The organism is Sphingomonas sp. DC5200-1, from assembly GCF_049897245.1.
GTDB classification, from domain to species: domain Bacteria; phylum Pseudomonadota; class Alphaproteobacteria; order Sphingomonadales; family Sphingomonadaceae; genus Sphingomonas; species Sphingomonas aquatilis.
This window is the reverse complement of the sequence record NZ_JAFCVW010000004.1, coordinates 196,134-217,250: the sequence shown is the minus strand read 5'-3', so window position 1 is coordinate 217,250 and position 21,117 is coordinate 196,134. Positions and strand designations below refer to the sequence as shown.

General features: G+C 67.7%; 21 protein-coding genes. 14 read left to right on the top strand and 7 right to left on the bottom strand.

The genetic code is table 11. The annotated features are described in order from the left end of the window. The first annotated feature begins 96 nt into the window (after positions 1-96). The 6 genes from ACP7A3_RS10095 (at position 97) to ACP7A3_RS10070 (ending at position 5,816) form a co-directional block, all read left to right on the top strand. A complete protein-coding gene (locus tag ACP7A3_RS10095) occupies positions 97-1,311 on the top strand; it encodes an MFS transporter (RefSeq protein WP_426255490.1) in 1,215 nt (404 codons plus the stop codon). Continuing rightward, the gene (nhaA, locus tag ACP7A3_RS10090) at positions 1,308-2,501 is read left to right on the top strand and encodes a Na+/H+ antiporter NhaA (RefSeq protein ID WP_426255489.1); all 1,194 of its coding nucleotides are present in this window, start codon (positions 1,308-1,310) and stop codon (positions 2,499-2,501) included. The genes ACP7A3_RS10095 and nhaA overlap by 4 nt, the downstream gene beginning before the upstream one ends. Continuing rightward, positions 2,488-3,726: an MFS transporter gene (locus tag ACP7A3_RS10085; RefSeq protein ID WP_426255488.1), complete on the top strand. Its 1,239-nt coding sequence runs from the start codon at positions 2,488-2,490 to the stop codon at positions 3,724-3,726. The genes nhaA and ACP7A3_RS10085 overlap by 14 nt, the downstream gene beginning before the upstream one ends. A gap of 90 nt (positions 3,727-3,816) precedes the next feature. Beyond that, positions 3,817-4,785 (top strand): serine O-acetyltransferase EpsC, encoded by a 969-nt coding sequence (gene epsC, locus ACP7A3_RS10080; RefSeq protein WP_426255487.1) that lies wholly within the window; start codon positions 3,817-3,819, stop codon positions 4,783-4,785. Continuing rightward, complete coding sequence (locus ACP7A3_RS10075) at positions 4,785-5,564, top strand: gamma-glutamyl-gamma-aminobutyrate hydrolase family protein (RefSeq protein ID WP_426255486.1); 780 nt, start codon at positions 4,785-4,787, stop codon at positions 5,562-5,564. The genes epsC and ACP7A3_RS10075 overlap by 1 nt, the downstream gene beginning before the upstream one ends. A gap of 12 nt (positions 5,565-5,576) precedes the next feature. Further along, the gene (locus ACP7A3_RS10070) at positions 5,577-5,816 is read left to right on the top strand and encodes a hypothetical protein (RefSeq protein WP_043061002.1); all 240 of its coding nucleotides are present in this window, start codon (positions 5,577-5,579) and stop codon (positions 5,814-5,816) included. Between the two features lie 357 nt (positions 5,817-6,173). Here the strand turns inward: ACP7A3_RS10070 and ACP7A3_RS10065 are convergent, their stop codons facing one another. The 3 genes from ACP7A3_RS10065 to sucC all read right to left on the bottom strand — a co-directional run bounded on the left by ACP7A3_RS10065 (position 6,174) and on the right by sucC (position 9,380). After that, a complete protein-coding gene (locus ACP7A3_RS10065; RefSeq protein ID WP_426255485.1) occupies positions 6,174-7,103 on the bottom strand; it encodes an electron transfer flavoprotein subunit alpha/FixB family protein in 930 nt (309 codons plus the stop codon). Further along, complete coding sequence (locus ACP7A3_RS10060; protein ID WP_426255484.1) at positions 7,100-7,846, bottom strand: electron transfer flavoprotein subunit beta/FixA family protein; 747 nt, start codon at positions 7,844-7,846, stop codon at positions 7,100-7,102. Before ACP7A3_RS10060 ends, ACP7A3_RS10065 begins: the two co-directional genes overlap by 4 nt. Before the next feature lie 334 nt (positions 7,847-8,180). Further along, the gene (sucC, locus tag ACP7A3_RS10055) at positions 8,181-9,380 is read right to left on the bottom strand and encodes an ADP-forming succinate--CoA ligase subunit beta (RefSeq protein ID WP_017980456.1); all 1,200 of its coding nucleotides are present in this window, start codon (positions 9,378-9,380) and stop codon (positions 8,181-8,183) included. 131 nt (positions 9,381-9,511) lie between these two features. On the opposite strand from sucC, the gene ACP7A3_RS10050 reads away from it, so the two are divergent. Beyond that, positions 9,512-10,027 (top strand): sterol desaturase family protein, encoded by a 516-nt coding sequence (locus ACP7A3_RS10050; protein ID WP_147036346.1) that lies wholly within the window; start codon positions 9,512-9,514, stop codon positions 10,025-10,027. Positions 10,028-10,051: 24 nt separating this feature from the next. Further along, positions 10,052-10,402, top strand: coding sequence for a PilZ domain-containing protein (locus tag ACP7A3_RS10045; RefSeq protein ID WP_426294696.1), 351 nt, complete (start codon positions 10,052-10,054; stop codon positions 10,400-10,402). Positions 10,403-10,511: 109 nt separating this feature from the next. Here ACP7A3_RS10045 and ACP7A3_RS10040 read toward each other — a convergent pair whose 3' ends face one another. Beyond that, positions 10,512-11,447: a ribose-phosphate pyrophosphokinase gene (locus tag ACP7A3_RS10040; RefSeq protein ID WP_024310320.1), complete on the bottom strand. Its 936-nt coding sequence runs from the start codon at positions 11,445-11,447 to the stop codon at positions 10,512-10,514. Positions 11,448-11,538: 91 nt separating this feature from the next. Between ACP7A3_RS10040 and ACP7A3_RS10035 the strand changes: the two genes are divergently transcribed. Beyond that, complete coding sequence (locus tag ACP7A3_RS10035) at positions 11,539-12,885, top strand: glutamate--tRNA ligase (RefSeq protein WP_426255483.1); 1,347 nt, start codon at positions 11,539-11,541, stop codon at positions 12,883-12,885. Positions 12,886-13,107: 222 nt separating this feature from the next. Then, a complete protein-coding gene (locus ACP7A3_RS10030; protein ID WP_426255482.1) occupies positions 13,108-13,782 on the top strand; it encodes an energy transducer TonB in 675 nt (224 codons plus the stop codon). A gap of 140 nt (positions 13,783-13,922) precedes the next feature. Here the strand turns inward: ACP7A3_RS10030 and ACP7A3_RS10025 are convergent, their stop codons facing one another. Further along, positions 13,923-14,153 carry a hypothetical protein gene (locus tag ACP7A3_RS10025; RefSeq protein WP_017980462.1) on the bottom strand — a complete coding sequence of 77 codons (231 nt, stop codon included), beginning with the start codon at positions 14,151-14,153 and terminating at the stop codon, positions 13,923-13,925. A gap of 96 nt (positions 14,154-14,249) precedes the next feature. Between ACP7A3_RS10025 and ACP7A3_RS10020 the strand changes: the two genes are divergently transcribed. Beyond that, positions 14,250-16,097 carry an ABCB family ABC transporter ATP-binding protein/permease gene (locus ACP7A3_RS10020; RefSeq protein WP_426255481.1) on the top strand — a complete coding sequence of 616 codons (1,848 nt, stop codon included), beginning with the start codon at positions 14,250-14,252 and terminating at the stop codon, positions 16,095-16,097. On the opposite strand, the gene ACP7A3_RS10015 is transcribed toward ACP7A3_RS10020, so the two are convergent. Next, entirely contained in the window at positions 16,098-17,009 is a 912-nt protein-coding gene (locus ACP7A3_RS10015) for a hypothetical protein (protein ID WP_426255480.1), read from the bottom strand. A 152-nt stretch (positions 17,010-17,161) separates the two neighbouring features. On the opposite strand from ACP7A3_RS10015, the gene recQ reads away from it, so the two are divergent. From recQ to ACP7A3_RS10000, 3 genes are all read left to right on the top strand, one after another. Next, a complete protein-coding gene (gene recQ, locus ACP7A3_RS10010) occupies positions 17,162-18,931 on the top strand; it encodes a DNA helicase RecQ (protein ID WP_426255479.1) in 1,770 nt (589 codons plus the stop codon). 198 nt (positions 18,932-19,129) lie between these two features. Continuing rightward, positions 19,130-19,564, top strand: coding sequence for a TIGR01244 family sulfur transferase (locus ACP7A3_RS10005; protein WP_043061013.1), 435 nt, complete (start codon positions 19,130-19,132; stop codon positions 19,562-19,564). Between the two features lie 7 nt (positions 19,565-19,571). After that, entirely contained in the window at positions 19,572-19,991 is a 420-nt protein-coding gene (locus ACP7A3_RS10000; protein ID WP_063686974.1) for a hypothetical protein, read from the top strand. A 45-nt stretch (positions 19,992-20,036) separates the two neighbouring features. Here the strand turns inward: ACP7A3_RS10000 and ACP7A3_RS09995 are convergent, their stop codons facing one another. Beyond that, on the bottom strand, positions 20,037-21,110 hold the full coding sequence (locus tag ACP7A3_RS09995) for an alkene reductase (protein WP_426255478.1): 1,074 nt from the start codon (positions 21,108-21,110) through the stop codon (positions 20,037-20,039). Positions 21,111-21,117: the final 7 nt, after the last annotated feature.

Here is a 21,117-nt window from a genome sequence, read left to right as displayed (position 1 = left end):
GATCTACCATCGCTCTTGCGCACTAAAGCGGAACTACGCGCCGCCCTTGGCCATTGATCTTGCTGCACTGCAGCAAGGTCGGTTAGGGCAGCATCCATGACGTTACGACAGACTGCCGAGGCGCATCCCGGCCTCGTCCATCTTGCGCTCGCCGTTGGCGGGTTTGCGATCGGGACGACCGAATTTGCGGCGATGAGCCTGGAGCCGGACCTGGCCCGCGGGCTGGGCATCGACGCGCCGACCGTGGGGCATATCATCAGCGCCTACGCCTTGGGCGTGGTGGTCGGCGCACCGACGATCGCGGTGCTGTCGGCCCGTATGGCGCGGCGCAGCCTGTTGATCGGGCTGATGGCGCTGTTTGCGATCGGCAATACGCTGTCCGCCCTCGCGCCGTCTTATGGCTGGATGCTTGCGTTCCGATTCCTCGCAGGCCTGCCGCATGGCGCCTATTTCGGAATCGCCTCGCTCGTCGCCGCGTCGCTGGTGCCGACCGCGCAGCGGACGCAGGCGGTCGGACGCGTGATGCTGGGCCTGACCGTTGCGACGATCGTCGGCGTACCGGTTGCGACCTGGCTGGGGCAAATGGCGAGCTGGCGCTGGGTGTTTGCGCTTGTCGCACTCCTGGCGCTGACCACCGCGAGCCTCGTCGCCGTGCTGGCCCCCATCGACAGCCCCGATCGCAGCGTCAGCCCTTTGCGCGAACTCGGCGCCCTCAAGCGGCGGCAGGTGTGGCTGACGCTCGGCACCGGTGCGATCGGCTTCGGCGGCATGTTCGCGGTCTACACCTATCTCGCCGCGACGCTGCACGACGTCACCGGCGTGGCACCGCAGACCGTGCCGATCATGCTGGCGGTGTTCGGTGCCGGCATGACGATCGGCAATTTGATCGTGCCGCGCTTCGCGGACCGGGCGCTGATGCCGACGGCGGGTGCGCTGCTGCTGTGGTCGGCGGCGTCGCTGGCGGTCTATCCCTTATGTGCGGGAAGTCTGTGGACGCTGATCCCCGACGTCTTCGCGATCGGCTTAGGGGGTGCGCTGGGCACGGTATTGCAGACGCGGCTGATGGACGTGGCGGGTGACGCGCAGGCGCTGGCCGCGGCGCTGAACCATTCGGCGTTCAATACCGCCAACGCGATCGGCCCGTGGCTGGGGGGCCTCGCCATTGCGGGCGGGCTCGGCTGGACGTCGACCGGACTGGTCGGCGCCGGTCTGGCGCTGGGCGGCTTTGCGATCTGGGCGGTCTCGTTCGCCATCGAGCGCGGCGGGTTCGGCTTGCCAGCAGGGCGCGAGCCGTTACGTCAGACGGGATGACCAAGGCCTCCGCCCATCGCCGCCACGCGCTGCGCGCCTTTCTGCACGGAGAGGCGGCGGGTGGGATCGTGCTGATCGCCGCGGCCGCGCTGGCGATGACCGCCGCCAACTGGCCGGCGACGGCGCATGGCTATGAGGCGCTGCTGCACGCGCAGATCGGCCCGACGCTCGCGCCCGCTTTGGGGCCGATGACCGTTCACCTGTGGATCAACGACGGGCTGATGGCGCTGTTCTTCCTGCTCGTCGGGCTGGAGATCAAGCGGGAGTTCGTCGGTGGCCGGCTGGCCAGCGCCGACCGGCGGCGGCTGCCGTTCATCGCCGCGGTCGCGGGGATGGCGGTGCCGGCGCTCGTCTTCCTGCTCGTCGCGGGCGATACGCCGGGATTGCAGCCCGGCTGGGCGATCCCCGCCGCGACCGACATCGCCTTTGCGATCGGCGTGCTGGCGCTGCTTGGATCGCGCGTGCCCTCGTCGCTCAAGCTGCTGCTGACCACCGTCGCGATCGTCGACGACATGGGCGCGGTGGCGATCATCGCCGTCGCCTATACCGATTCGATCCGCGTCCTGGCGCTGGCCGGCGCGGGGCTTGCGCTGCTGGTGCTCTACGTCCTCAACCGGCGGCAGGTGATGGCGCTGTGGCCCTATCTTCTGGCAGGGGCCGCGCTGTGGCTGTTCGTGCTGCAATCGGGTGTGCATGCGACGATCGCCGGCGTGATGACCGCCATGCTGGTGCCGATCCGCCGCGATGAGGCGGGATCGCCGCTCCACCGGCTGGAGCATGCGCTGCATCCGTGGAGCGCCTTTGCCATCGTGCCGCTGTTCGGCTTCGCCAATGCCGGCGTGTCGCTGACCGGCGTCGGGCTGGAGACGTTCGCCCAGCCGCTGGTGCTCGGCATCGCACTCGGACTGTTTCTGGGCAAGCAGACCGGCATCCTGGCAGCGATCTGGGGCGCAGACCGGCTGGGGATCGCACGCCGCCCCGCGGGGGTGAGCTGGGGGCAGCTGTACGGCATGGCGCTGATCGCCGGCATCGGCTTCACGATGAGCCTATTCATCGGTGGCCTCGCCTTCGCCGATCCTGCGCAGATGGACGCGGTTAAGATCGGCGTCCTCGCCGGTTCGATCGCTTCGGCGCTGGCAGGCGCGGCGGTGCTGGTGATCGCGGGACGCCGGGCGCATGCCACCCACTGACTCGGTGATCGCGCCCATTGCGCTGGGCACGCCCGCCTATCGCCGGCTGACGCTGGCGATGCTGTTCGCGGGCTTTTCGACCTTTTCGCTGCTCTACGCCGTCCAACCCCTGCTGCCGTTGTTCGCACACGATTATGCGCTGAGTGCGGAGGGCGCGTCGCTGGCCGTGTCGCTCGCAACCGGACCGCTGGCGATCGCAATCCTGTTTGCGGGCGTCCTGTCCGACCGGATCGGGCGGCGGCCATTGATGATCGCGGCGATGTTTTCGGCGGGGCTGTTGACGCTCGCCGCGGCGGTGGCACCGGGATGGCATGCGCTGCTGGCACTCCGGCTGCTCACCGGCCTTGCGCTCGCCGGCGTGCCGGCGGTCGCGATGGCCTATGTCGCCGAAGAGGTGGATGCGGCGACGGTGGGGGCGGCGATGGGGCTGTACATTGCCGGCAGCGCGCTGGGCGGCATGGGCGGGCGGCTGATCGCCAGCCTGATCGCGGACGTTGCGGATTGGCGCTGGGCGCTGGGCGGCGTCGGCTTCGCCGGCGTGGTGATGGCGGAAGCGTTTCGCCGGCTGGCACCGCCGTCGCGCCGCTTCGTCGCGAGCACCGCACGCAACCCGCTCGCCGGCATCGCGACCCTGCTGCGCGACCGGGCATTGCCGCTGCTCTACGCCGAAGCCTTCCTGCTGATGGGCCTGTTCGTCACGCTGTACAATTACGCGGGCTTCCGCCTGATCGCGCCCCCGTATGGCCTCAGCCAGGCGGCGGTCGGCATGGTCTTCCTGCTCTATATCCTGGGATCGGTGAGTTCGACGCTGTTCGGCGGCTTTGCGGGACGGGTCGGGCGGCGACGGGTGTTCTGGCTGCCGATCGTCGTGTTGATCGCGGGCATCGCCGTCGCGGCGGCGACACCGCTGTGGCTGGTCGTCGTCGGCATCGCGCTGGTGACGATCGGCTTCTTCGGCGCGCATTCGATCGCCAGCGCCTGGGTCGGGCGGCGCGCGGCGGGCCATCGCGGCCAGGGCGCCGCACTCTATCTGTTCTTCTATTACCTTGGATCGAGCGTGCTGGGCTCGGCCGGCGGCATCGCGTGGAGCCGCAGCGCTTGGCCAGGGGTGACGCTATTCTGTCTGATCCTCGGCGCTCTGGCATTGGTGGTGGCGCTGCTGCTGACCCGGATACCGCCGCTGCCGATGCCCGAAACGAACGGACCCGGACTGCCTGCGGCCTGACCGAACCGGGCCCATCTTGTCGGCGGCAAAGCTTTTCTTTCTATTCCCATCAGAATGGAGGGATATGCTCGCAGGTCTGGGAGACTTGCCATGCCGACGCTGTCCTCACCGCCCGAATCCCCTACCGCCGGCGCGACGCTGGTCGAGGCGGTGGGCGCGCTGCGCAGCGCCCGGGCAGCGTGGCGCGACCGCCAACAGCCGCAGCGCGCCGCAGCGATCTTCCCCTCGCGCGAAGCCATCGAGCGCATCGTCGCGCTGCTCGCCGAAGCGCTCTATCCCCGCCGTCTGGGCCAGCAACGTGTCGCGCCGAAGGACGAGGATCATTTCGTCGCCGCCAAGCTGACCGCCGCCTTCGCCGATCTGGAACGCGAGATCGACCGTGAGCTCGGCTATTGGCAGATGGAGGCGCGCACCGCCTTCGCCGCGGATCAGGCCGCGACGATCGTGCGGCTGTTCGCCGGCACGCTCGGCGATATCCGCCGGCTGATCGACAGCGACGTCGAGGCCGCCTTCCTGGGCGATCCCGCCGCGGGCAGCACCGACGAAATCCTCGTCTGCTATCCGGGCGCCATCGCCAGCCTGCATCACCGTATCGCGCACCAGCTGCACACTCTGGGCGCGCCGATCGTCGCGCGCATGATCTCCGAACTCGCCAACGAGCGCACCGGGATCGACATCCACCCCAGTGCGACGATCGGTGCGCGTTTCTTCATCGACCATGGCACCGGCGTCGTCATCGGCGAAACCGCGATCGTCGGCACCGGTGTGCGACTGTACCAGCACGTGACGCTCGGCGCGCGCAGTCCGCTGGGCGCGGCGCGGCGATCCCCACGCGAACGGTACGCGCGCCATCCGATCGTCGGCGACGATGTCGTCATCTATGCCGGCGCGACGATCCTTGGCCGCGTCACGATCGGCGACGGCGCGACGATCGGCGGCAACGTCTGGCTGCTCGACGACGTGCCCGCCGGCGGCGTGGTGGTGCAGCCCGAAGCCACTTTGCTCGCGCCCTCCGCCAGCCTCGCGTTGCGCGACACGCTGGTCGCGGCGCTGGTGTGATGGGGCAGGCCCGCCCCCTGTCGCGCCGTCCCGTCATCGGGGTGCTGTGCTGCAACGAAGTCGCGGCACGACCGGTGCAGGTCGTCGCGAGCCGCTTCATCGCGCCGCTGACGACGCTGGCGCAGGCGACGGTGCTGCTGGTGCCCGCGATGCCGGGGACCGCCGATACCGACACGCTCTCCGCGGTGCTCGACGGACTGCTGCTCACCGGATCGCGCAGCCATGTCGCGCCCGGTCGCTATGGCGGCGCACCGCTGCCAAGCGATCAGGTGACGGACCATTGCCGCGACGAGGTCGCGCTGGCGCTTGCCGGACGGATGATCGAGGCGGGCAAGCCCGTTTTCGGCATCTGCCGCGGGTTGCAGGAGATCAACGTGCTGTTCGGCGGCACGCTGGCCGCGGCCAGCCATCCCGGCCGCCACCATCGTGGCGCGTGGGAGGGTGATTACGATTCGCTGTTCGACCACGGCCATGACGTGGAGCTGACCCCCGATGGCCGGCTTGCCGGTGCGACCGGCGCCCGCCGCGTCCGCGTCAATTCGGTGCATCAACAGGGCATCGACCGGCTGGGCCGCGGCCTCTCGATCGAGGCGATCGCGGCAGACGATGGCCTGGTCGAGGCGGTGTCGGCGCGCCCCTGCGGCGGCGAGGTGCTGGGTGTGCAATGGCATCCCGAATGGGACGCGCCCGATTCGCCCGCCAGCCGCGCCTTCTTTTCGCTGATCGGCGCCGCCCTGCACCACGGACGCCCACCCGTTTCACCACCATCCGGTTTCTAAAGGGAGAACGACATGAAGACTGCCATCCTGCTGCCCGTCCTCGGCCTCGCCGCGCTGGGCCTCGCCGCCTGTGGCCCCAAGACCGAATCGGGCAACACCAGTGCGGAAACGGTCACGCTCAACGACGACGGCGCCGTCTTCGACAATGCAGCGGGTCTGGAAACGGACGGCAATTCGGCTGCCGGCGATACCGCGCTGACCGGCAATGTCACGGACAACGCCACCGCCCCGGCAGCCGGCAACGCGCTGTAACACCTACCCCTTTTCGAACACGCCAAGGTAAGCTCCCTAGGCGTAGACTGGCGGTCCGACATTGCTGGTGTCGGGCCGTCTCTTTGTGTGGGGGGCTTCAACACGACCTCGCTCCAGCGAATGCCGGAGGCTTTGGCGGCTATTGGTGCGCTGCGCCGGGAGATCGCTGCCCATCGCTTGGATGACATGTCAGGCGGCGAAGAGGGCCAAACCCCGCCAACCCCTCCAACCGCACGACGCGGGAGTAAATCCCGCGCCGTCAGTCGCCGCTTTGGCGGCGCTGGCCGTGTCGGCGGATGACAGCGAGGCTGCGCCTGCTGTCACCGGCGGGCAACCCGCGTTGCCCGCCTTCCGCCTTCACAGCTTCTCGGTGAGTTCCGGCACGACCTTGAAGAGGTCGCCGACAAGGCCGATGTCCGCGACCTGGAAGATCGGGGCGTCCTCATCCTTGTTGATCGCGACGATGACCTTGGAATCCTTCATGCCGGCAAGGTGCTGGATCGCGCCCGAGATGCCGACCGCGATATATACTTCCGGTGCGACGATCTTGCCGGTCTGCCCGACCTGATAGTCGTTGGGCACGAAGCCCGCATCGACGGCGGCGCGGGATGCGCCGACGCCGGCACCGAGCTTGTCGGCGAGCGGTTCGATCAAAGCGTGGAAGTTCTCGCCGTTCTGCAGCGCGCGGCCGCCCGACACGATGATCTTCGCAGACGTCAGTTCGGGACGCGCGTTCTGCGCGATCTCGGACCCGACATAGGACGACACGCCCTTGTCGCCGGCCGACGCCACCGCTTCGATCTCCGCGGAGCCGCCCTCGGCCGCCGCCTTTTCGAAGGCAGTGCCGCGGACGGTGATCACCTTCTTGGCATCCGACGTCTGGACGGTCGCGATCGCATTGCCGGCGTAGATCGGCCGCGTGAACGTATCCTCGCCCTCGACCGACAGGATGTCGCTGATTTGCATCACGTCGAGCAGCGCGGCGACGCGCGGCGCGACGTTCTTGCCGGTGGTGGTCGACGGCGCAACGAAGGCATCGTGATGCCCCATCAGCTCCACCACCAGCGGCGCGATATTCTCGGCGAGCGCATGGGCATAGGCCGCATCGTCGGCGACATGCACCTTGCCGACGCCAGCGATCTTCGCCGCCGCCTGCGCGACGCCATCGACGCCCTGGCCGGCGACGAGCAGATGCACCTCACCCAGCTTCGATGCGGCGGTCACCGCCGACAGCGTGGCATCCTTGACGGTCTGACCGTCGTGTTCGACCCAGACGAGCGTCTTCACTTGGCAATCCCCATGGCATGCAGCTTGGTCACGAGTTCGTCGACATCGGCGACCTTGATCCCGGCCTGGCGCTTGCCCGGCTCGACGACCTTCAGCGTCGTGATGCGGGGCGTGACGTCGACGCCGTAATCGGCGGCGGTCTTCTGCGCGAGCGGCTTGGACTTCGCCTTCATGATGTTGGGCAGCGAGGCATAGCGCGGCTCGTTGAGGCGCAGGTCGGTGGTGACGATCGCGGGGAGCGGGAACTTGTCGGTCTCAAGGCCGCCATCGACTTCGCGCGTCACGGTGACGTCGCTCGTCGTCAGCTCGACCTTCGAGGCGAACGTGCCCTGGCCCCAGCCGAGCAGGCCGGCGAGCATCTGGCCGGTCTGGTTGTTGTCGTCGTCGATCGCCTGCTTGCCCAGGATGACGAGGCTCGGCTGCTCTTCCTCGACGATCTTGGCGAGGATCTTGGCGACGCCCAGCGGCTCGACCTTAGTCTCGCTGGTCACCAGGATGCCGCGGTCGGCGCCCATCGCGAGCGCGGTGCGGATCGTTTCCTGCGCCTTCGCCTCGCCGATCGAGACGACGACGATCTCGGTCACGCCCTTGTCCTTCAGGCGGATCGCTTCTTCGACGGCGATTTCGTCGAAGGGATTCATGCTCATCTTGACGTTGGCGAGGTCGACGCCCGACCCGTCCGCCTTCACGCGGGGCTTCACGTTATAGTCAAGCACGCGCTTGACCGGCACCAGCACCTTCATAGGCTTCCTTCCGATTGCGCCTCCGACGCCTTTTTGGCGTCGTATCGGCGGGTGAGATGGCGGTTTTCCGTGCCTTTCGCAAGTCCGGTACGGAAAGCGCCGGTTGCCGTAACGGCAGGTCTACCGCCCAAACGAATCAGGCCCGGACATGATGCCCGAGCCTGAGGAATTTTCTATCGCAAAGTCCTCCCCCGCCAGGGGGGGGACCGTTCGGCATCAGCCGAATGATCGAAGGGGGGGTCAGGAACGGCCTTCATTACGAACGCCCCCTTACCCTCCCCCTCCGTCACCGCTGCGCGGCGCCACCTCCCCCTTGCGGGGGAGGACTTGGGGATCACGCGGCCTTCTGGACCTCTGCGACGATCTTCTTCGCGGCATCGCCCAGGTCGTTGGCGGGAACGATCGCGAGGCCCGAGTTCGCCAGAATGTCCTTGCCGGCCTGCACGTTCGTGCCTTCCAGGCGGACGACCAGCGGCACCGACAGGTTCACTTCCTTGGCGGCAGCCACAATGCCCTCGGCGATGATGTCACACTTCATGATGCCGCCGAAGATGTTGACGAGGATACCCTTCACCGCCGGATCGGCGAGAATGATCTTGAACGCCGCGGTGACCTTCTCCTTGTTCGCGCCGCCGCCGACGTCGAGGAAGTTGGCCGGGAACATGCCGTTCAGCTTGATGATGTCCATCGTCGCCATGGCGAGGCCGGCGCCGTTGACCATGCAGCCGATGTCACCGTCGAGCTTGATGTAGGCGAGGTCGTACTTCGACGCCTCCAGCTCCATCGCGTCCTCTTCGGTGGTGTCGCGCAGCTCCATCAGGTCCTTGTGACGGAACATCGCGTTGCCGTCGAAGCCGACCTTGGCGTCGAGCACGACCAGCTTGCCATCGTCGGTGACGGCGAGCGGGTTGATTTCGATCTGCTCGGCATCGGTGCCCAGGAACGCGTCATACAGCTTCGACGCGACGCTGGCGGCCTGCTTGGCGAGATCGCCGGTCAGTTCGAGCGCGGCGGCGACGGCGCGGCCGTGATGCGGCATGAAGCCGGTCGCGGTGTCGATGTCGATCGAATGGATCTTCTCGGGCGTATCATGCGCCACGGTCTCGATGTCCATGCCGCCTTCGGTCGAAGCGACCATCGAGACGCGGCCGGTCGCGCGGTTGACGAGCAGCGCGAGGTAGAATTCCTTCGCGATGTCGACGCCGTCGGTGATGTACAGGCGGTTGACCTGCTTGCCGGCGTCGCCGGTCTGGATCGTCACCAGCGTGTTGCCGAGCATGTCGGTCGCGTGCGCGCGGACTTCGTCAGCGGTCTTGGCGAGGCGGACGCCGCCCTTGGCGTCGGGGCCCAGTTCCTTGAACTTGCCCTTGCCGCGGCCGCCGGCGTGGATCTGCGCCTTCACGACGTAGAGCGGTCCGGGGAGCTTCTTCGATGCCTCGACCGCTTCCTCGACGCTGAGCGCCGCAAAGCCTGCCGGCACGGGCACGCCGAACTTCGCCAGCAGTTCCTTGGCTTGATATTCGTGGATGTTCATGGCCTGCCTCGCATTATGCTATAAAGAGGAGATTGCCGCCGCCCTTTGCACAGGCGGCGCGACGAATCCACCCCGGATATAGCACGGGGATCGATCGCTATCGCAAACGCTTCGCATTAGATGGAATACGCATGTCCTGGCCGATCGGCATCCTTCTGTTTCTGGCGACGGTGATCGGCATGGAGGGCTTTGCCTATGCCGCGCACCGCTGGATCATGCATGGGCCGGGCTGGTTCCTGCATGCGAGCCACCACACCAAACGCGAAGGCAATTGGGAACTCAACGACCTGTACGCCGCGATCTTCGCGGTGCCCTCGTTCGTGCTGCTGCTCGGCGGGGTACAGCTGGGCTGGTGGCCGGGCTTCGCATGGATCGGCGCGGGGATCGCAGCCTATGGCGCGATCTATTTCGGCTTCCACGACATCATCGTCCATCAGCGGATTCCGACGCGCTATCTGCCCAAGTCCAGCTACATGAAGCGGATCGTCCAGGCGCATCGGCTGCACCATGTCATCGAGACGCGCGAGGGCAACGTCAGCTTCGGCTTCCTGGTCGCTCCCCGGCCCGAAGCCTTGAAGGCCGAACTCAAGCGGCGCGGGCGGCAGGGGGTGCGGGCGCCCGCCGGGGAGCCGTTGGCAGAAAAGTAACGCCTTCCGTGGCACGATACAGCCATGGAACAGCGGACCTTCACGCCGCCGTACCAGCCCATCGCCCTCAACGGGACGGAGGAGGGCGCCGAGTCGCGCCGATCGCTGCGCAAGGCGGTGACGATGCGCGCGCATCTGCGCGATCGCGGACAGACCCGGTTCGAAATCGACGTGACCGACCTGTCGCTGATGGGGTTCCGCGCCGAAACGTCCTTCACGCTATGGCCGGGCACGATCGTGTGGCTGACGCTGCCGGGGCTGGCCGGTCTGGAAGCCGTGGTCGCGTGGCGGGACAAGACGCAATATGGCTGCGCCTTCGCCAAGCCGCTGCACCCGGCAGTGTTCGACCATATCATCGCGCTCAGCCAGCGATAGGCGCTGACGCCGGCAAAGCCGCCGTCAGTCGGGTCGCGCTGCGCGCCCGCTGGCCGTGTCGGGCGCTACGCGTCGCGCATTGGCGCGGGCGTGGCCGCGCCTGCGCCCGTCAGTCGAACAGCGACGACACGCTCGTTTCGTCGGCGATGCGCTTGATCGCCTCGCCCAGCAGCGGCGCGATCGGCAGGTGGCGGATCTTCGACGTCGCGCCGATCGATTCGTGATTGCCGATCGAATCGGTGATGACGAGTTCGGTCAGCACCGATCCCTCGACGCGCGCGACCGCGCCGCCCGACAGGACGCCGTGCGTGACATAGGCGACGACATCCTCCGCCCCCGCCTGCCGCAGTGCCGCCGCGGCGTTACACAAAGTGCCGGCCGAATCGACGATATCGTCGACCAGGATGCAGAAGCGGCCTTCGACGTCGCCGATGATGTTCATCACTTCCGATTCGCCGGCACGCTCGCGACGCTTGTCGACGATCGCCAGCGGGGCATTGTCGAGTCGCTTGGCGAGCTGGCGCGCACGCACGACGCCGCCGACGTCGGGCGAGACGACCATCAGGTTGCGACCCTTGAAGCGCGCATGGATGTCCGCGCTCATCACGGGTGCGGCATAGAGATTGTCGGTCGGGATATCGAAGAAGCCCTGGATCTGCCCGGCGTGGAGGTCGACCGACAGCACGCGGTCGGCGCCGGCGACGGTGACCAGATTGGCGACAAGCTTGGCCGAGATGGGCGTGCGAGGCCCCGGTTTCCGGTCCTGACGCGCATAGCCCATATAGGGGATGACTGCCGTGATGCGCTTGGCCGACGCGCGCTTCAGCGCATCGATGATGATCAGCAGCTCCATCAGATTGTCGTTCGCCGGGAAGCCGGTCGATTGGAGCACGAACACGTCCTCGCCGCGCACGTTTTCCTGGATCTCGACGAAGATCTCCTCGTCGGCGAACCGGCGGACCAGCGCGTCGGTCAGCGGGCTTTCGAGATAGTTCGCGATCGCCTGCGCGAGCGGAAGGTTCGAATTGCCGGTGATCAGTTTCATGCGCTGGGCTCCCTTGCGCCGCCCTTTATCGTCGATGGCGCCTTTCGCAAACCGCTTCGCTTCGCCCGCCCGCAGCGGTAGGAGCGCGAGCATGACCGTCATCACCCGCTTCGCCCCCTCTCCCACCGGCATGCTCCACGTCGGCAATATCCGGGCGGGGCTGCACAATTGGATGTTCGCGCGGGGGCAGCGCGGGCGGTTCGTGCTGCGCATCGACGATACCGATGCCGAGCGGTCCGAGGAGCGGTTCGTCGACGGCATCCGCGCCGATCTCGCCTGGCTGGGCCTGACGCCCGATGCCGAGGTGCGCCAGTCGGAGCGATTCGCGCTGTATCAGGCGCGGTTCGATGCACTGGTCGCGGCGGGGCGCATTTATCCGGCCTATGAGAGCGCGCAGGAGCTGGACCTGAAGCGCAAGATCCTGCTCGGGCGCGGCCTGCCGCCGGTCTACGATCGCGCGGCGCTGGCGCTGAGCGATGCGCAAAAGGCGCAGTTTGAGGCGGATGGCGTCGCGCCGCACTGGCGGTTCAAGCTGGATCATGACGCACCGATCCATTGGGACGATTTGATCCGCGGGCCCCAAAGCTTCGATGCGAAGAGGATGAGCGATCCCGTCGTGCGCCGCGCCGACGGATCGTGGCTGTATATGCTGCCGTCGGCGATCGACGATGCCGACCTGGGCATCACGCATGTCGTGCGCGGCGAGGACCATGTGTCCAACACCGCGCTGCAATTGCAGATGTTCGATGCGATGGGCGTCACGCCACCCGCCTTCGCGCACGAAGCGCTGCTGACCGGTGCCGAAGGAAAATTGTCCAAGCGCCTGGGGTCGTTGGGCGTCGCGCATTTTCGCGACGCGGGCATCGAGCCGCAGGCGGTCGTCGCGCTGCTCGCGCGGATCGGGACGAGCGATCCGGTCGAGCCGATGGTCGATCCCGCGCCGCTGATCACCGCCTTCGACTTCGCGCGCTTTGGCCGCGCGCCGGCGCGATTCGACGAGGCGGAGCTGGCGCAGGTGAATGCGCGGATCGTCCACCAGCTGGCCTATGACGCGGTGGCCGATCGGCTGCCCGACGGCATGGGCGCGGCGGAATGGGATGCGGTGCGGCCGAACCTGTCGCGCGTCGCCGAGGCGGCGGACTGGTGGCAGGTGATCGAGGGGCCGATCGCCGCGCCGATGCAGGACGACGAGGCACGTGCCTATCTTAGCGAAGCGGCGGTAGTGGCAGAGGGCCTGGACTGGGGTGACGACGCCTGGACAGCGCTGACGACAGCGCTCAAGGCGACGACGGGCCGCAAGGGCAAGATGCTGTTTCTACCGCTGCGTCAGGCGTTGACCGGGCTGGACCACGGCCCCGACATGACGGCGCTGTTGCCGCTCATCGGCCAGCCGCGCGCCGTCGCACGCCTGCGGGACGCAGCGGACGCGGCTGGATAAGATCCGTCGCACGTCTCGGGCGCGCCAAGATCGCCGTTCGGACGGGTAAATCGCGCGGGCAGGCGTCCCGCTAGGCGTGAGACCTTGGTGCCCTGCCCGCCTGCCTCTCCATCGCTAAGCGGCATCGCCCAACCCCTTGACGGCACTATGTTATGGTGTAACGTTTCATGTCTGAGCGGCGTCGCCCCGGTCGAGGGCGACCCGACAGAGAGGAGACGGACGATGTATGCAGACCGCTACGCCAAGCCGACCCGTTTCAACCCCGGTGGACTGACCGCCGCCATCGTGATCAACGCCGCGTTGGTCGCGGCGCTGATGTTCGCGGGGCCGAAGATCCTGCCCGAGGGCCCCGACCATGTGCTGGTCATCGGCAATATCCCGCTCGACCCGCCACCTCCGCCGCCGATCCCCGAGGTGAAGCCAGCCGAAACGGCGCCGCATCATGCGACCGAGACGATCCTGGCACCCGTGCCGGAAATCTCGGTGCCGACCAACCCGACCGATCTCGCCCTAACGACGATCCCGACGCCACCGGCACCGACCAAGATCATCGGCACCGATCCCGGGCCGGCGGTCGAGGCGCCGGCACCGCCCGCACCACTGCCGTTTGTCGGCCCCAGCATCGATTCGCGCTACGCCGACGCCTTCCAGCCGGATTATCCCGCGGTCGAACGCCGCGCCAATCGCGATGGCCGCGTGACGGTGCGCGTGCTGGTCGGCGCCGACGGGCGCGTAAAGCAGATCGAACAGGTCAATGCGACCAGTGATGCCTTCTGGCGCACGACGCAGGAACGGGCGCTGAAGGCGTGGCGCTTCAAGCCGGCGACGCGCGGCAACGTGCCGGTCGAGGCGTGGCGGACGATGACGCTGACGTTCCGCATGGAGGATGCCGGCTGAAACCGCATGGGGTGACGCGTCCGTCCGGGACCCGTCACCCCAAGGCGGGCCAAAGCCGTTCCCGGCTCCTGCCAGTCGCTAACGCTGGGAAACCCCGGCCTGCGCCGGGATGACGGCCACCTGGGGTCGCCGAAGCCGGGTTACGACCGACGCGGCTTGATGTCCGCCTTTGCGATTTGCGCGCCCGACGTACGACATTGCGCGCCGATCATCGGATAGGGCACGTCCGTGTTGCGCGCGAGCTGATCGGGCAGTGCCGCCCGGCATTGCGCCATCGACTGATAGTGGATCGGGACGACCCGAGCCTCGGTGCATTGGACGTTGCCGTCGCCGCAGCCCATGATCGCCATCACGTAGAACAACGGTTCCATGATGCCCTCGCTTGTCAACTGGTAAAATTCGCGAGGGCGCTAGTATGTTCCGCGCCGCGCTTTCTTCGCCGGGACGCCGTGCCTACATAAGCGGCAATGCCGCCCACCGATCCGACCAGCCAGACCCGCGCCGACCAGCCGTTGCTACCGACGCTGCGCCGTTTCCTCCCCTATCTGTGGCCCGCGGGTGAAACGGGGCTGAAGGCGCGCATCGTCGTCGCGATGCTGCTCGTCGTCGCGAGCAAGATCGTTCAGGTCTTCGGCGCGGCCTATACGCTGAAATATGCGGTAGACCGGATGAGCGTCGGCGACCGAAGCCTCGTCACGATCGTCGTGCTGCTGGTGGTCGGCTATGCCGCATCGCGCTTTTCGACGACGCTGTTCGACAATCTGCGCAACGCGGTGTTCGAACGCGTCGGGCAGGATGCGACGCGGCGACTGGCGGCGAGCGTCTTCCGTCACCTGCACGGTCTGTCGCTGCGCTTCCATCTGGAACGGCGCACCGGCGCCGTCACCAAGGTGGTCGAACGCGGCACCAAGAGCATCGATACGATGCTGTATTTCCTGCTGTTCAATATCGCGCCGACGGTGCTGGAACTGGCCATGGTGTTGACGATCTTCTGGACCAGCTTTGGCTGGCCGCTGGTTGCGGCGACGGTGGCGATGGTCGCGATCTATATCGTCTTCACGCAGAAGGTGACCGATTGGCGTAACGCGCTGCGGGCGCAGATGAACGACCTCGACACCGGCGCGGTCGCGCATGCGGTCGATTCGCTGCTGAATTTCGAGACGGTCAAATATTTCGGCGCAGAGGAGCGCGAGGCGAAGCGCTACGACGCGGCGATCAGCGCCTATGCCGCCGCGGCGACCAAGTCGGAAAACAGCCTCGCCTGGCTCAACGTCGGGCAAGCGCTGATCACCAACGCGATGCTTGGCGGCGGCATGGCCTATGTCGCCTGGGGGTGGAGCCAGGGGCGCTTTTCCGCGGGCGACGTGGTGTTCGTGTCGACCTTGCTGTCGCAGCTGTTCCGGCCGCTCGACCTGCTCGGCATGGTCTATCGCACGATCCGCCAGGGCGTGATCGACATGGCGAGCATGTTCGCGCTGATCGATACGCCCGCCGAGGTCGTCGACGCACCGAACGCCGCGCCGCTGGTGGTGGATCGCGGGCGCGTGCGGTTCGAGGACGTGCATTTCGGCTATGATGCCGATCGCGAAATTCTGAAGGGGCTGGACCTCGACATTCCGGCGGGCACGACGCTGGCGGTGGTGGGGCCATCGGGCGCGGGCAAGTCGACGCTCGCGCGGCTGATGTACCGGTTCTACGACGTCGATGCGGGCGCGATCACGATCGACGGGCAGGACGTGCGCACTGTAACACAGGCCTCCTTACGCACCGCGATCGGCATCGTGCCGCAGGACACCGTGCTGTTCAACGACACGATCGGCTACAACATCGGCTATGGCCGCGAAGGCGCGTCGGACGCGGAGATCGCCCAGGCCGCGGCAGGCGCGGCGATCGCCGGCTTCATCGAGCGCCAGCCCGACGGTTTCGCGACCCGCGTCGGCGAGCGCGGGCTCAAGCTGTCGGGCGGCGAGAAGCAGCGCGTCGCGATCGCGCGCACGCTGCTGAAGAACCCGCCGATCCTGATCCTCGACGAGGCAACCAGTGCGCTCGACAGCCGGACCGAGGCGGAAATCCTCGACACGCTGAAGGCGATCGAGCGCGGTCGCACGACGATCGTCATTGCGCACCGGCTGTCGACGGTGGTGCATGCCGACCAGATCGTCGTCCTCGACGGTGGCCAGGTGGCGGAGCGTGGTACGCACGCGGAGCTGCTGAAGCGCGGCGGGCTCTACGCCGAGATGTGGGCACGCCAGGCACAGGAGCGCGACGACGAGGATGTCGCTGGCGCCGGCGAGGGCGCGTTGGCGGCGGAGTGATCAGGCGCAGGTCAGGCGAATCGCCCTGGCCGGCTTGTCGAACACGATCGACGAACAGTGCGCGAGCGTATCGGCGCCCAGCGACAGGCGATCGCGGTTGGGGTCGTGCTTGCCCTTGGCCGTGACGACGATCTCATTGGGATCGGCCTTGGTCCCTGCCTCGGCGATGTCCGATGCATTACCGTTGTCCATGGTCCGCACCCCGAGCGTATGCAGCGACAGCGGCCCGACGCCGAGCGCGCGCGCCAGTGTCAGCGTACGGATCGGACGCTTGATGCCGAAGGCAATCTCCTGCTGTCCGGCCACGCCCGAGATCGTCCCGTCGAAGGCCGAGGCCAACCGCACTGCGGCCCCCGCGGTGGCGAGGGTGCGGGGATGGTGCGGATCGAAACGGACCCGCAGCGGCTGGCCCCCGACCTCGATCAGCGCGAAGCGTTCGGCCCAGCCGGCCATCAGCCCACCCTGATCGACCATCGGCAGCGCGACGGTGCGCTCGCCGGGGATCGACGGACGCAGCGCGAAGCGAATGACGGGGGCCTCCAGCCCACCAGGCCCCATCACGCCATCGAAACCCTCGGCATACGCCTTGGGCGCGAAGGAGATGCGGCGCTTTAAGATCGTGCCAGCCAGGTCGAGCTTTGCGACCCCGGTCTTTCCCGCGATATGGACCGGCCCGACGCCATAGAGCGTGCCGAACATGCCGGATTTGACCTGCGCGCGCGTTGCGATCTCGTCGGTCACGAGCGGCATCGCCGTCGTGCCGGGATCGATCCGCAGGCGTAAGCCCACGCCGTTCAACCGCGCCGCGACCACGCCGTCAGCGGGCACGACATATTCTCGCGGCGCTGGCGCCGCACCGATCAGCAGCAGCGCCGTCGTCACCGTCATCGTCATCGTCATCGTCCTGCGCATCGCCTGTTTCCTCCCGCCGTGGCCATAGGCAAGAGACAGGGCGATCGTGTCGTTTCGGTGACGGATCGAAGGCCGGAGCCAGCCTGTTTTGCGTAGCTGGCAAGGGTGCGACGGGTGGCGCCCGCGCCGGGTCCCGCCTACATGAGCCGGTAATGCGTCCCGATCCCCTGCCCACCCTGTCCCGCGTCTTCGGCTTTGCGGGGTTCCGCGGCGTGCAGGAAGAGGTGGTGTCGCGGGTGCTGGCCGGCGAGCGGACGCTGGGGGTGATGCCGACCGGCGCGGGCAAGTCGCTGTGCTACCAATTGCCGTCGGTGATGCTGGAGGGGACGTGCGTCGTCGTCTCGCCGCTCATCGCGCTGATGCACGACCAGTTGCGTGCCGCCGAAGCGGTGGGCATTCGCGCAGGCACGCTAACCAGCGCCGACCAGAATCGTGGCGAGACGATCGCGCGGTTCAAGGCTGGCGAACTCGACCTGCTCTATATCGCACCCGAACGCGCCTCAACCGGGCATTTCCGCGAATTGCTGGGCAGCGCGAAGCTCAGCCTGTTCGCGATCGACGAGGCGCATTGCGTCAGCGAATGGGGGCATGATTTCCGCCCCGATTATCGCCTGCTTGCACCGCTGATGGATGCCTTCCCGGACGTGCCGCGGCTGGCGCTCACCGCGACCGCGGACGCGCATACCCGCGCCGATATCCTCGCGCAGCTCGGCATTCCGCAGGATGGGCTGATCGTGTCGGGCTTCGACCGGCCCAATATCCGCTATGCGATCAGCCCCAAGGCGAACACGACCAAGCAGATCGCCGACGTCATCGCAGGCACGCCCGGCCCCGGCATCGTCTATGCGCAAACGCGCGCGGCAACGGAAAAACTGGCGGAGGCGCTCGCCCGCACCGGCCGGCCGACCCGCGCCTATCATGCGGGGCTGGAGCAGCATATCCGCGCGAAAAACCAGGCGGATTTCGTCGCGAGCGAAGACATGGTGATCTGCGCCACGGTCGCGTTCGGCATGGGCATCGACAAGCCCGACGTACGCTTCGTCGCGCATGCCGGCCTGCCGAAATCGATCGAGGCCTATTATCAGGAAACCGGCCGCGCGGGTCGCGACGGCGATCCGGCGGTCGCGCATCTGTTCTGGGGTGCGGAGGATTTCGCGCGTGCGCGCCAGCGGATCGGCGAGGTGGAGCCTGAGCGGCAGGCCGGCGAACGGACGCGACTGGCCGCGCTGGGGGCGCTGGTCGAGACGGCGGGCTGCCGGCGTCGCATCCTGCTGAAGCATTTCGGCGAAGACCTCATCGAAGACTGCGGCAATTGCGACAATTGCCTGGGGTCCCCCGATGCGGTCGATGCGACGACAGTCGCGCAGAAGTTTTTGTCCGCCGTCTTCCGTACCGGCCAGCTGTTCGGCGCGGGCTATATCGAGCAGGTGCTGCTCGGCCAGTCGACCGACCGCAGCGTCGATCGCGGGCATGAGGCGCTGTCCGTGTGGGGCATCGTGGAGGGCGAAGAGGCGGCGCTGGTCAAGCCGGTGGCACGTGCGCTGCTGCTGCGCGATGCCTTGCGGACCAATGCGCATGGTGGGCTGGAGTTCGGCCCGGGCGCGCGACCGATCCTGAAGGAGGGCGCACGGGTGATGCTGGTTCTGCCGCCCAAGCGCGCACGTGGCAAGAAGCGCGATGCCGGCATCGCGATCAACCCCGCCGACAATCCGCTGTTCGAGGCGCTCCGCACCTGCCGCCGCGATCTGGCCAAGGAGGCCGGCGTGCCGCCCTATGTCATCTTCCACGATTCGGTATTGCGCGAGATGGCGGCGCAGCGGCCGACCAGCCGCTCAGCACTGATGCACCTGTCCGGCATCGGCGCGCGGAAGCTGGAGGCGTATGGCGACGCGTTTCTGGAGGTGATCCGCGCGGCGGATTAGCGGCGAACCAAGTCCCCCGTTCGCCCTGAGCCTGTCGAAGGGCATGCTACCCCGCGCGGCGTCGCGCGTGGGGACGCCTGTGCTTCGACAGGCTCAGCACGAACGGTGGTTGTGGACTGGGCGATCGCTGCACTAAAATCCTGTCGGACCGTGACCAAAACGGCTGACGCGGCTCGGTTGATCGCGTAACGGGACCGGATGGCCGATATCCGCACGATCAACGAATCCATCAGCGTCGCCCCCCAGATCTCGCCTGAGGACATGGCGGCGATCAAGGCGGCGGGCTTTGTGGGCATCGTCAACAACCGCCCCGACGAGGAGGAAGCGGGCCAGCCGGCGGGCGAGGCGATCCGCGCCGCGGCAGAGGCGGCGGGCCTGACCTATGTCGCGATCCCGATCACGCATGCCGGCTTCTCGCACCCGCAAATCGACGCGATGACGCAGGCGCTGGTCGGCGCGGACGGGCCCGTGCTCGCCTATTGCCGGTCGGGGACGCGCAGCTGCAACCTGTGGGCGCTGGCCGCGGCGAAGGCGGGGCGCAACCCCGAACTGCTGGTCGCCCAGGCGCGCGCCGCCGGCTACGATCTGTCGGGGATGCGCCCGACGCTGGACGCGCTCGCCGGCGGGCAGTGATCCGGCCATGCGGTTCGATGAGACGGCGATCGGGATCGCGCTGATCGCGGGCCTAGTGGTGCTGCTGGTCGTCGGCGGCATCGTCTGGGCGGTGCGTCGCGGACGCGTCGGGCGGATCGAGTCGCCCGAGGAGGCCGCCGCGGCGGCGGACGAGGCGCTGGGCGGATTCGAGACGTTGGGTGCGGTGGTCGGTGCGGATGGCGTGGGCGCACTGGCGGTCGATCGCGCGGGCCGCGTCGCGGTGATGCGCCGCTATGGCAAGAGGATCACGGTGTGCGAGATCGCCTGGCTCGCGCTGCGCTCGACGGTCGAGGGGATCGAGATCGACAGCGGCGACCGGCGCATGGGCCGGGTGCTGATCGCAGGCGTCGATGCGCTCGACGTGCGGCGGCTGGCGCCGGCGGACCTCAAGAAGATGATCGGCTGAGGCCGATGTCCCTCCCCCGGCACGGCCGGAGGAGGGGCAGGCAGATTACGCGTCCTGCGTTTCCAGCGCGGGATAGTCGGTGTAGCCCTCGCGGCCCTTGCTATACCAGGTCTTCGGGTCGTCCTGGTTGAGCGGCGCGCCCTGGCGCAGGCGTTCGACCAGATCAGGATTGGCGATATATTTGCGACCGAAGGCGATCGCATCCGCGACACCCGAATCCAGATCGGCCTGCGCGCTGGCGCCGTCATAATCCTGGTTCAGCACCAGCGGGCCCTTGAAGACCTTGCGGATGTCGGGGCTGAGCTTGGGCACGTCGCTCTTGCCGAATGTGCCGTCGGGGCCCTGTTCGCGCAGTTCGAGGAAGGCGATGCCGAGCGCGTCGAGCGCCGCCGCGGCGGGGACGAAGACGCTGGCGGGGTCGCTGTCGTCAGCGCCCTGCGTTTCACCGTTGGGCGACAGGCGGATGCCGGTGCGGCCCGCACCGATCGCATCGGCGACGCGTGCCACCGATTCGCGCATGAAGCGGATGCGGTTTTCCGGGCTGCCGCCGTAATCGTCGTCGCGATGGTTCGTGCCGTCGCGCAGGAACTGGTCGATGAGATAGCCATTGGCGCCGTGCAACTGCACGCCATCGAAGCCGGCACGGATCGCATTGCGCGCGGCGGTCGCGTAATCGTCCTGCACACGGGCGATATCATCGAGCGTCGCGGCGCGCGCCTCGCCATAGGGGTTCGGCTCCTTGTGATAGGGCGCGCGCGTCGACGAGGACGACAGCGGCGTCATGCCGATCACGTCGGGGCGCGACAGGCGGCCCATGTGCCAGATCTGCGCGACGATCTTGCCGCCCGCCTCATGCACCGCCGCGGTCACCGGCTTCCACGCCTCGACCTGCTCGTCGGTCCACAGGCCCGGCGCATTGGGCCAGCCCAGCCCTTCCTGGCTGATGCCGGTGCCTTCGGTGATGATGAGGCCGGCGCTGGCGCGCTGGCGGTAATAGTCGATCATAATCTCGGTCGGCACATGGCCGTCGGTCGAGCGGCCGCGGGTCAGCGGCGACATGAAGATGCGGTTGGCGGCGTCGATGTCGCCCAGCTGGATGGGGTCGAAAAGGCTCGGCATGGATGCT

Bases quoted from the DNA above. Each gene is read 5' to 3' on its own strand.
- ACP7A3_RS10095 (WP_426255490.1), top strand. From the start codon at position 97: ATGACGTTACGACAGACTGCCGAGGCGCATCCCGGCCTCGTCCATCTT.
- nhaA (WP_426255489.1), top strand. From the start codon at position 1,308: ATGACCAAGGCCTCCGCCCATCGCCGCCACGCGCTGCGCGCCTTTCTG.
- ACP7A3_RS10085 (WP_426255488.1), top strand. From the start codon at position 2,488: ATGCCACCCACTGACTCGGTGATCGCGCCCATTGCGCTGGGCACGCCC.
- epsC (WP_426255487.1), top strand. From the start codon at position 3,817: ATGCCGACGCTGTCCTCACCGCCCGAATCCCCTACCGCCGGCGCGACG.
- ACP7A3_RS10075 (WP_426255486.1), top strand. From the start codon at position 4,785: ATGGGGCAGGCCCGCCCCCTGTCGCGCCGTCCCGTCATCGGGGTGCTG.
- ACP7A3_RS10070 (WP_043061002.1), top strand. From the start codon at position 5,577: ATGAAGACTGCCATCCTGCTGCCCGTCCTCGGCCTCGCCGCGCTGGGC.
- ACP7A3_RS10060 (WP_426255484.1), bottom strand. From the start codon at position 7,846: ATGAAGGTGCTGGTGCCGGTCAAGCGCGTGCTTGACTATAACGTGAAG.
- sucC (WP_017980456.1), bottom strand. From the start codon at position 9,380: ATGAACATCCACGAATATCAAGCCAAGGAACTGCTGGCGAAGTTCGGC.
- ACP7A3_RS10050 (WP_147036346.1), top strand. From the start codon at position 9,512: ATGTCCTGGCCGATCGGCATCCTTCTGTTTCTGGCGACGGTGATCGGC.
- ACP7A3_RS10045 (WP_426294696.1), top strand. From the start codon at position 10,052: ATGGAACAGCGGACCTTCACGCCGCCGTACCAGCCCATCGCCCTCAAC.
- ACP7A3_RS10040 (WP_024310320.1), bottom strand. From the start codon at position 11,447: ATGAAACTGATCACCGGCAATTCGAACCTTCCGCTCGCGCAGGCGATC.
- ACP7A3_RS10035 (WP_426255483.1), top strand. From the start codon at position 11,539: ATGACCGTCATCACCCGCTTCGCCCCCTCTCCCACCGGCATGCTCCAC.
- ACP7A3_RS10030 (WP_426255482.1), top strand. From the start codon at position 13,108: ATGTATGCAGACCGCTACGCCAAGCCGACCCGTTTCAACCCCGGTGGA.
- ACP7A3_RS10025 (WP_017980462.1), bottom strand. From the start codon at position 14,153: ATGGAACCGTTGTTCTACGTGATGGCGATCATGGGCTGCGGCGACGGC.
- ACP7A3_RS10020 (WP_426255481.1), top strand. From the start codon at position 14,250: ATGCCGCCCACCGATCCGACCAGCCAGACCCGCGCCGACCAGCCGTTG.
- ACP7A3_RS10015 (WP_426255480.1), bottom strand. From the start codon at position 17,009: ATGCGCAGGACGATGACGATGACGATGACGGTGACGACGGCGCTGCTG.
- recQ (WP_426255479.1), top strand. From the start codon at position 17,162: ATGCGTCCCGATCCCCTGCCCACCCTGTCCCGCGTCTTCGGCTTTGCG.
- ACP7A3_RS10005 (WP_043061013.1), top strand. From the start codon at position 19,130: ATGGCCGATATCCGCACGATCAACGAATCCATCAGCGTCGCCCCCCAG.
- ACP7A3_RS10000 (WP_063686974.1), top strand. From the start codon at position 19,572: ATGCGGTTCGATGAGACGGCGATCGGGATCGCGCTGATCGCGGGCCTA.
- ACP7A3_RS09995 (WP_426255478.1), bottom strand. From the start codon at position 21,110: ATGCCGAGCCTTTTCGACCCCATCCAGCTGGGCGACATCGACGCCGCC.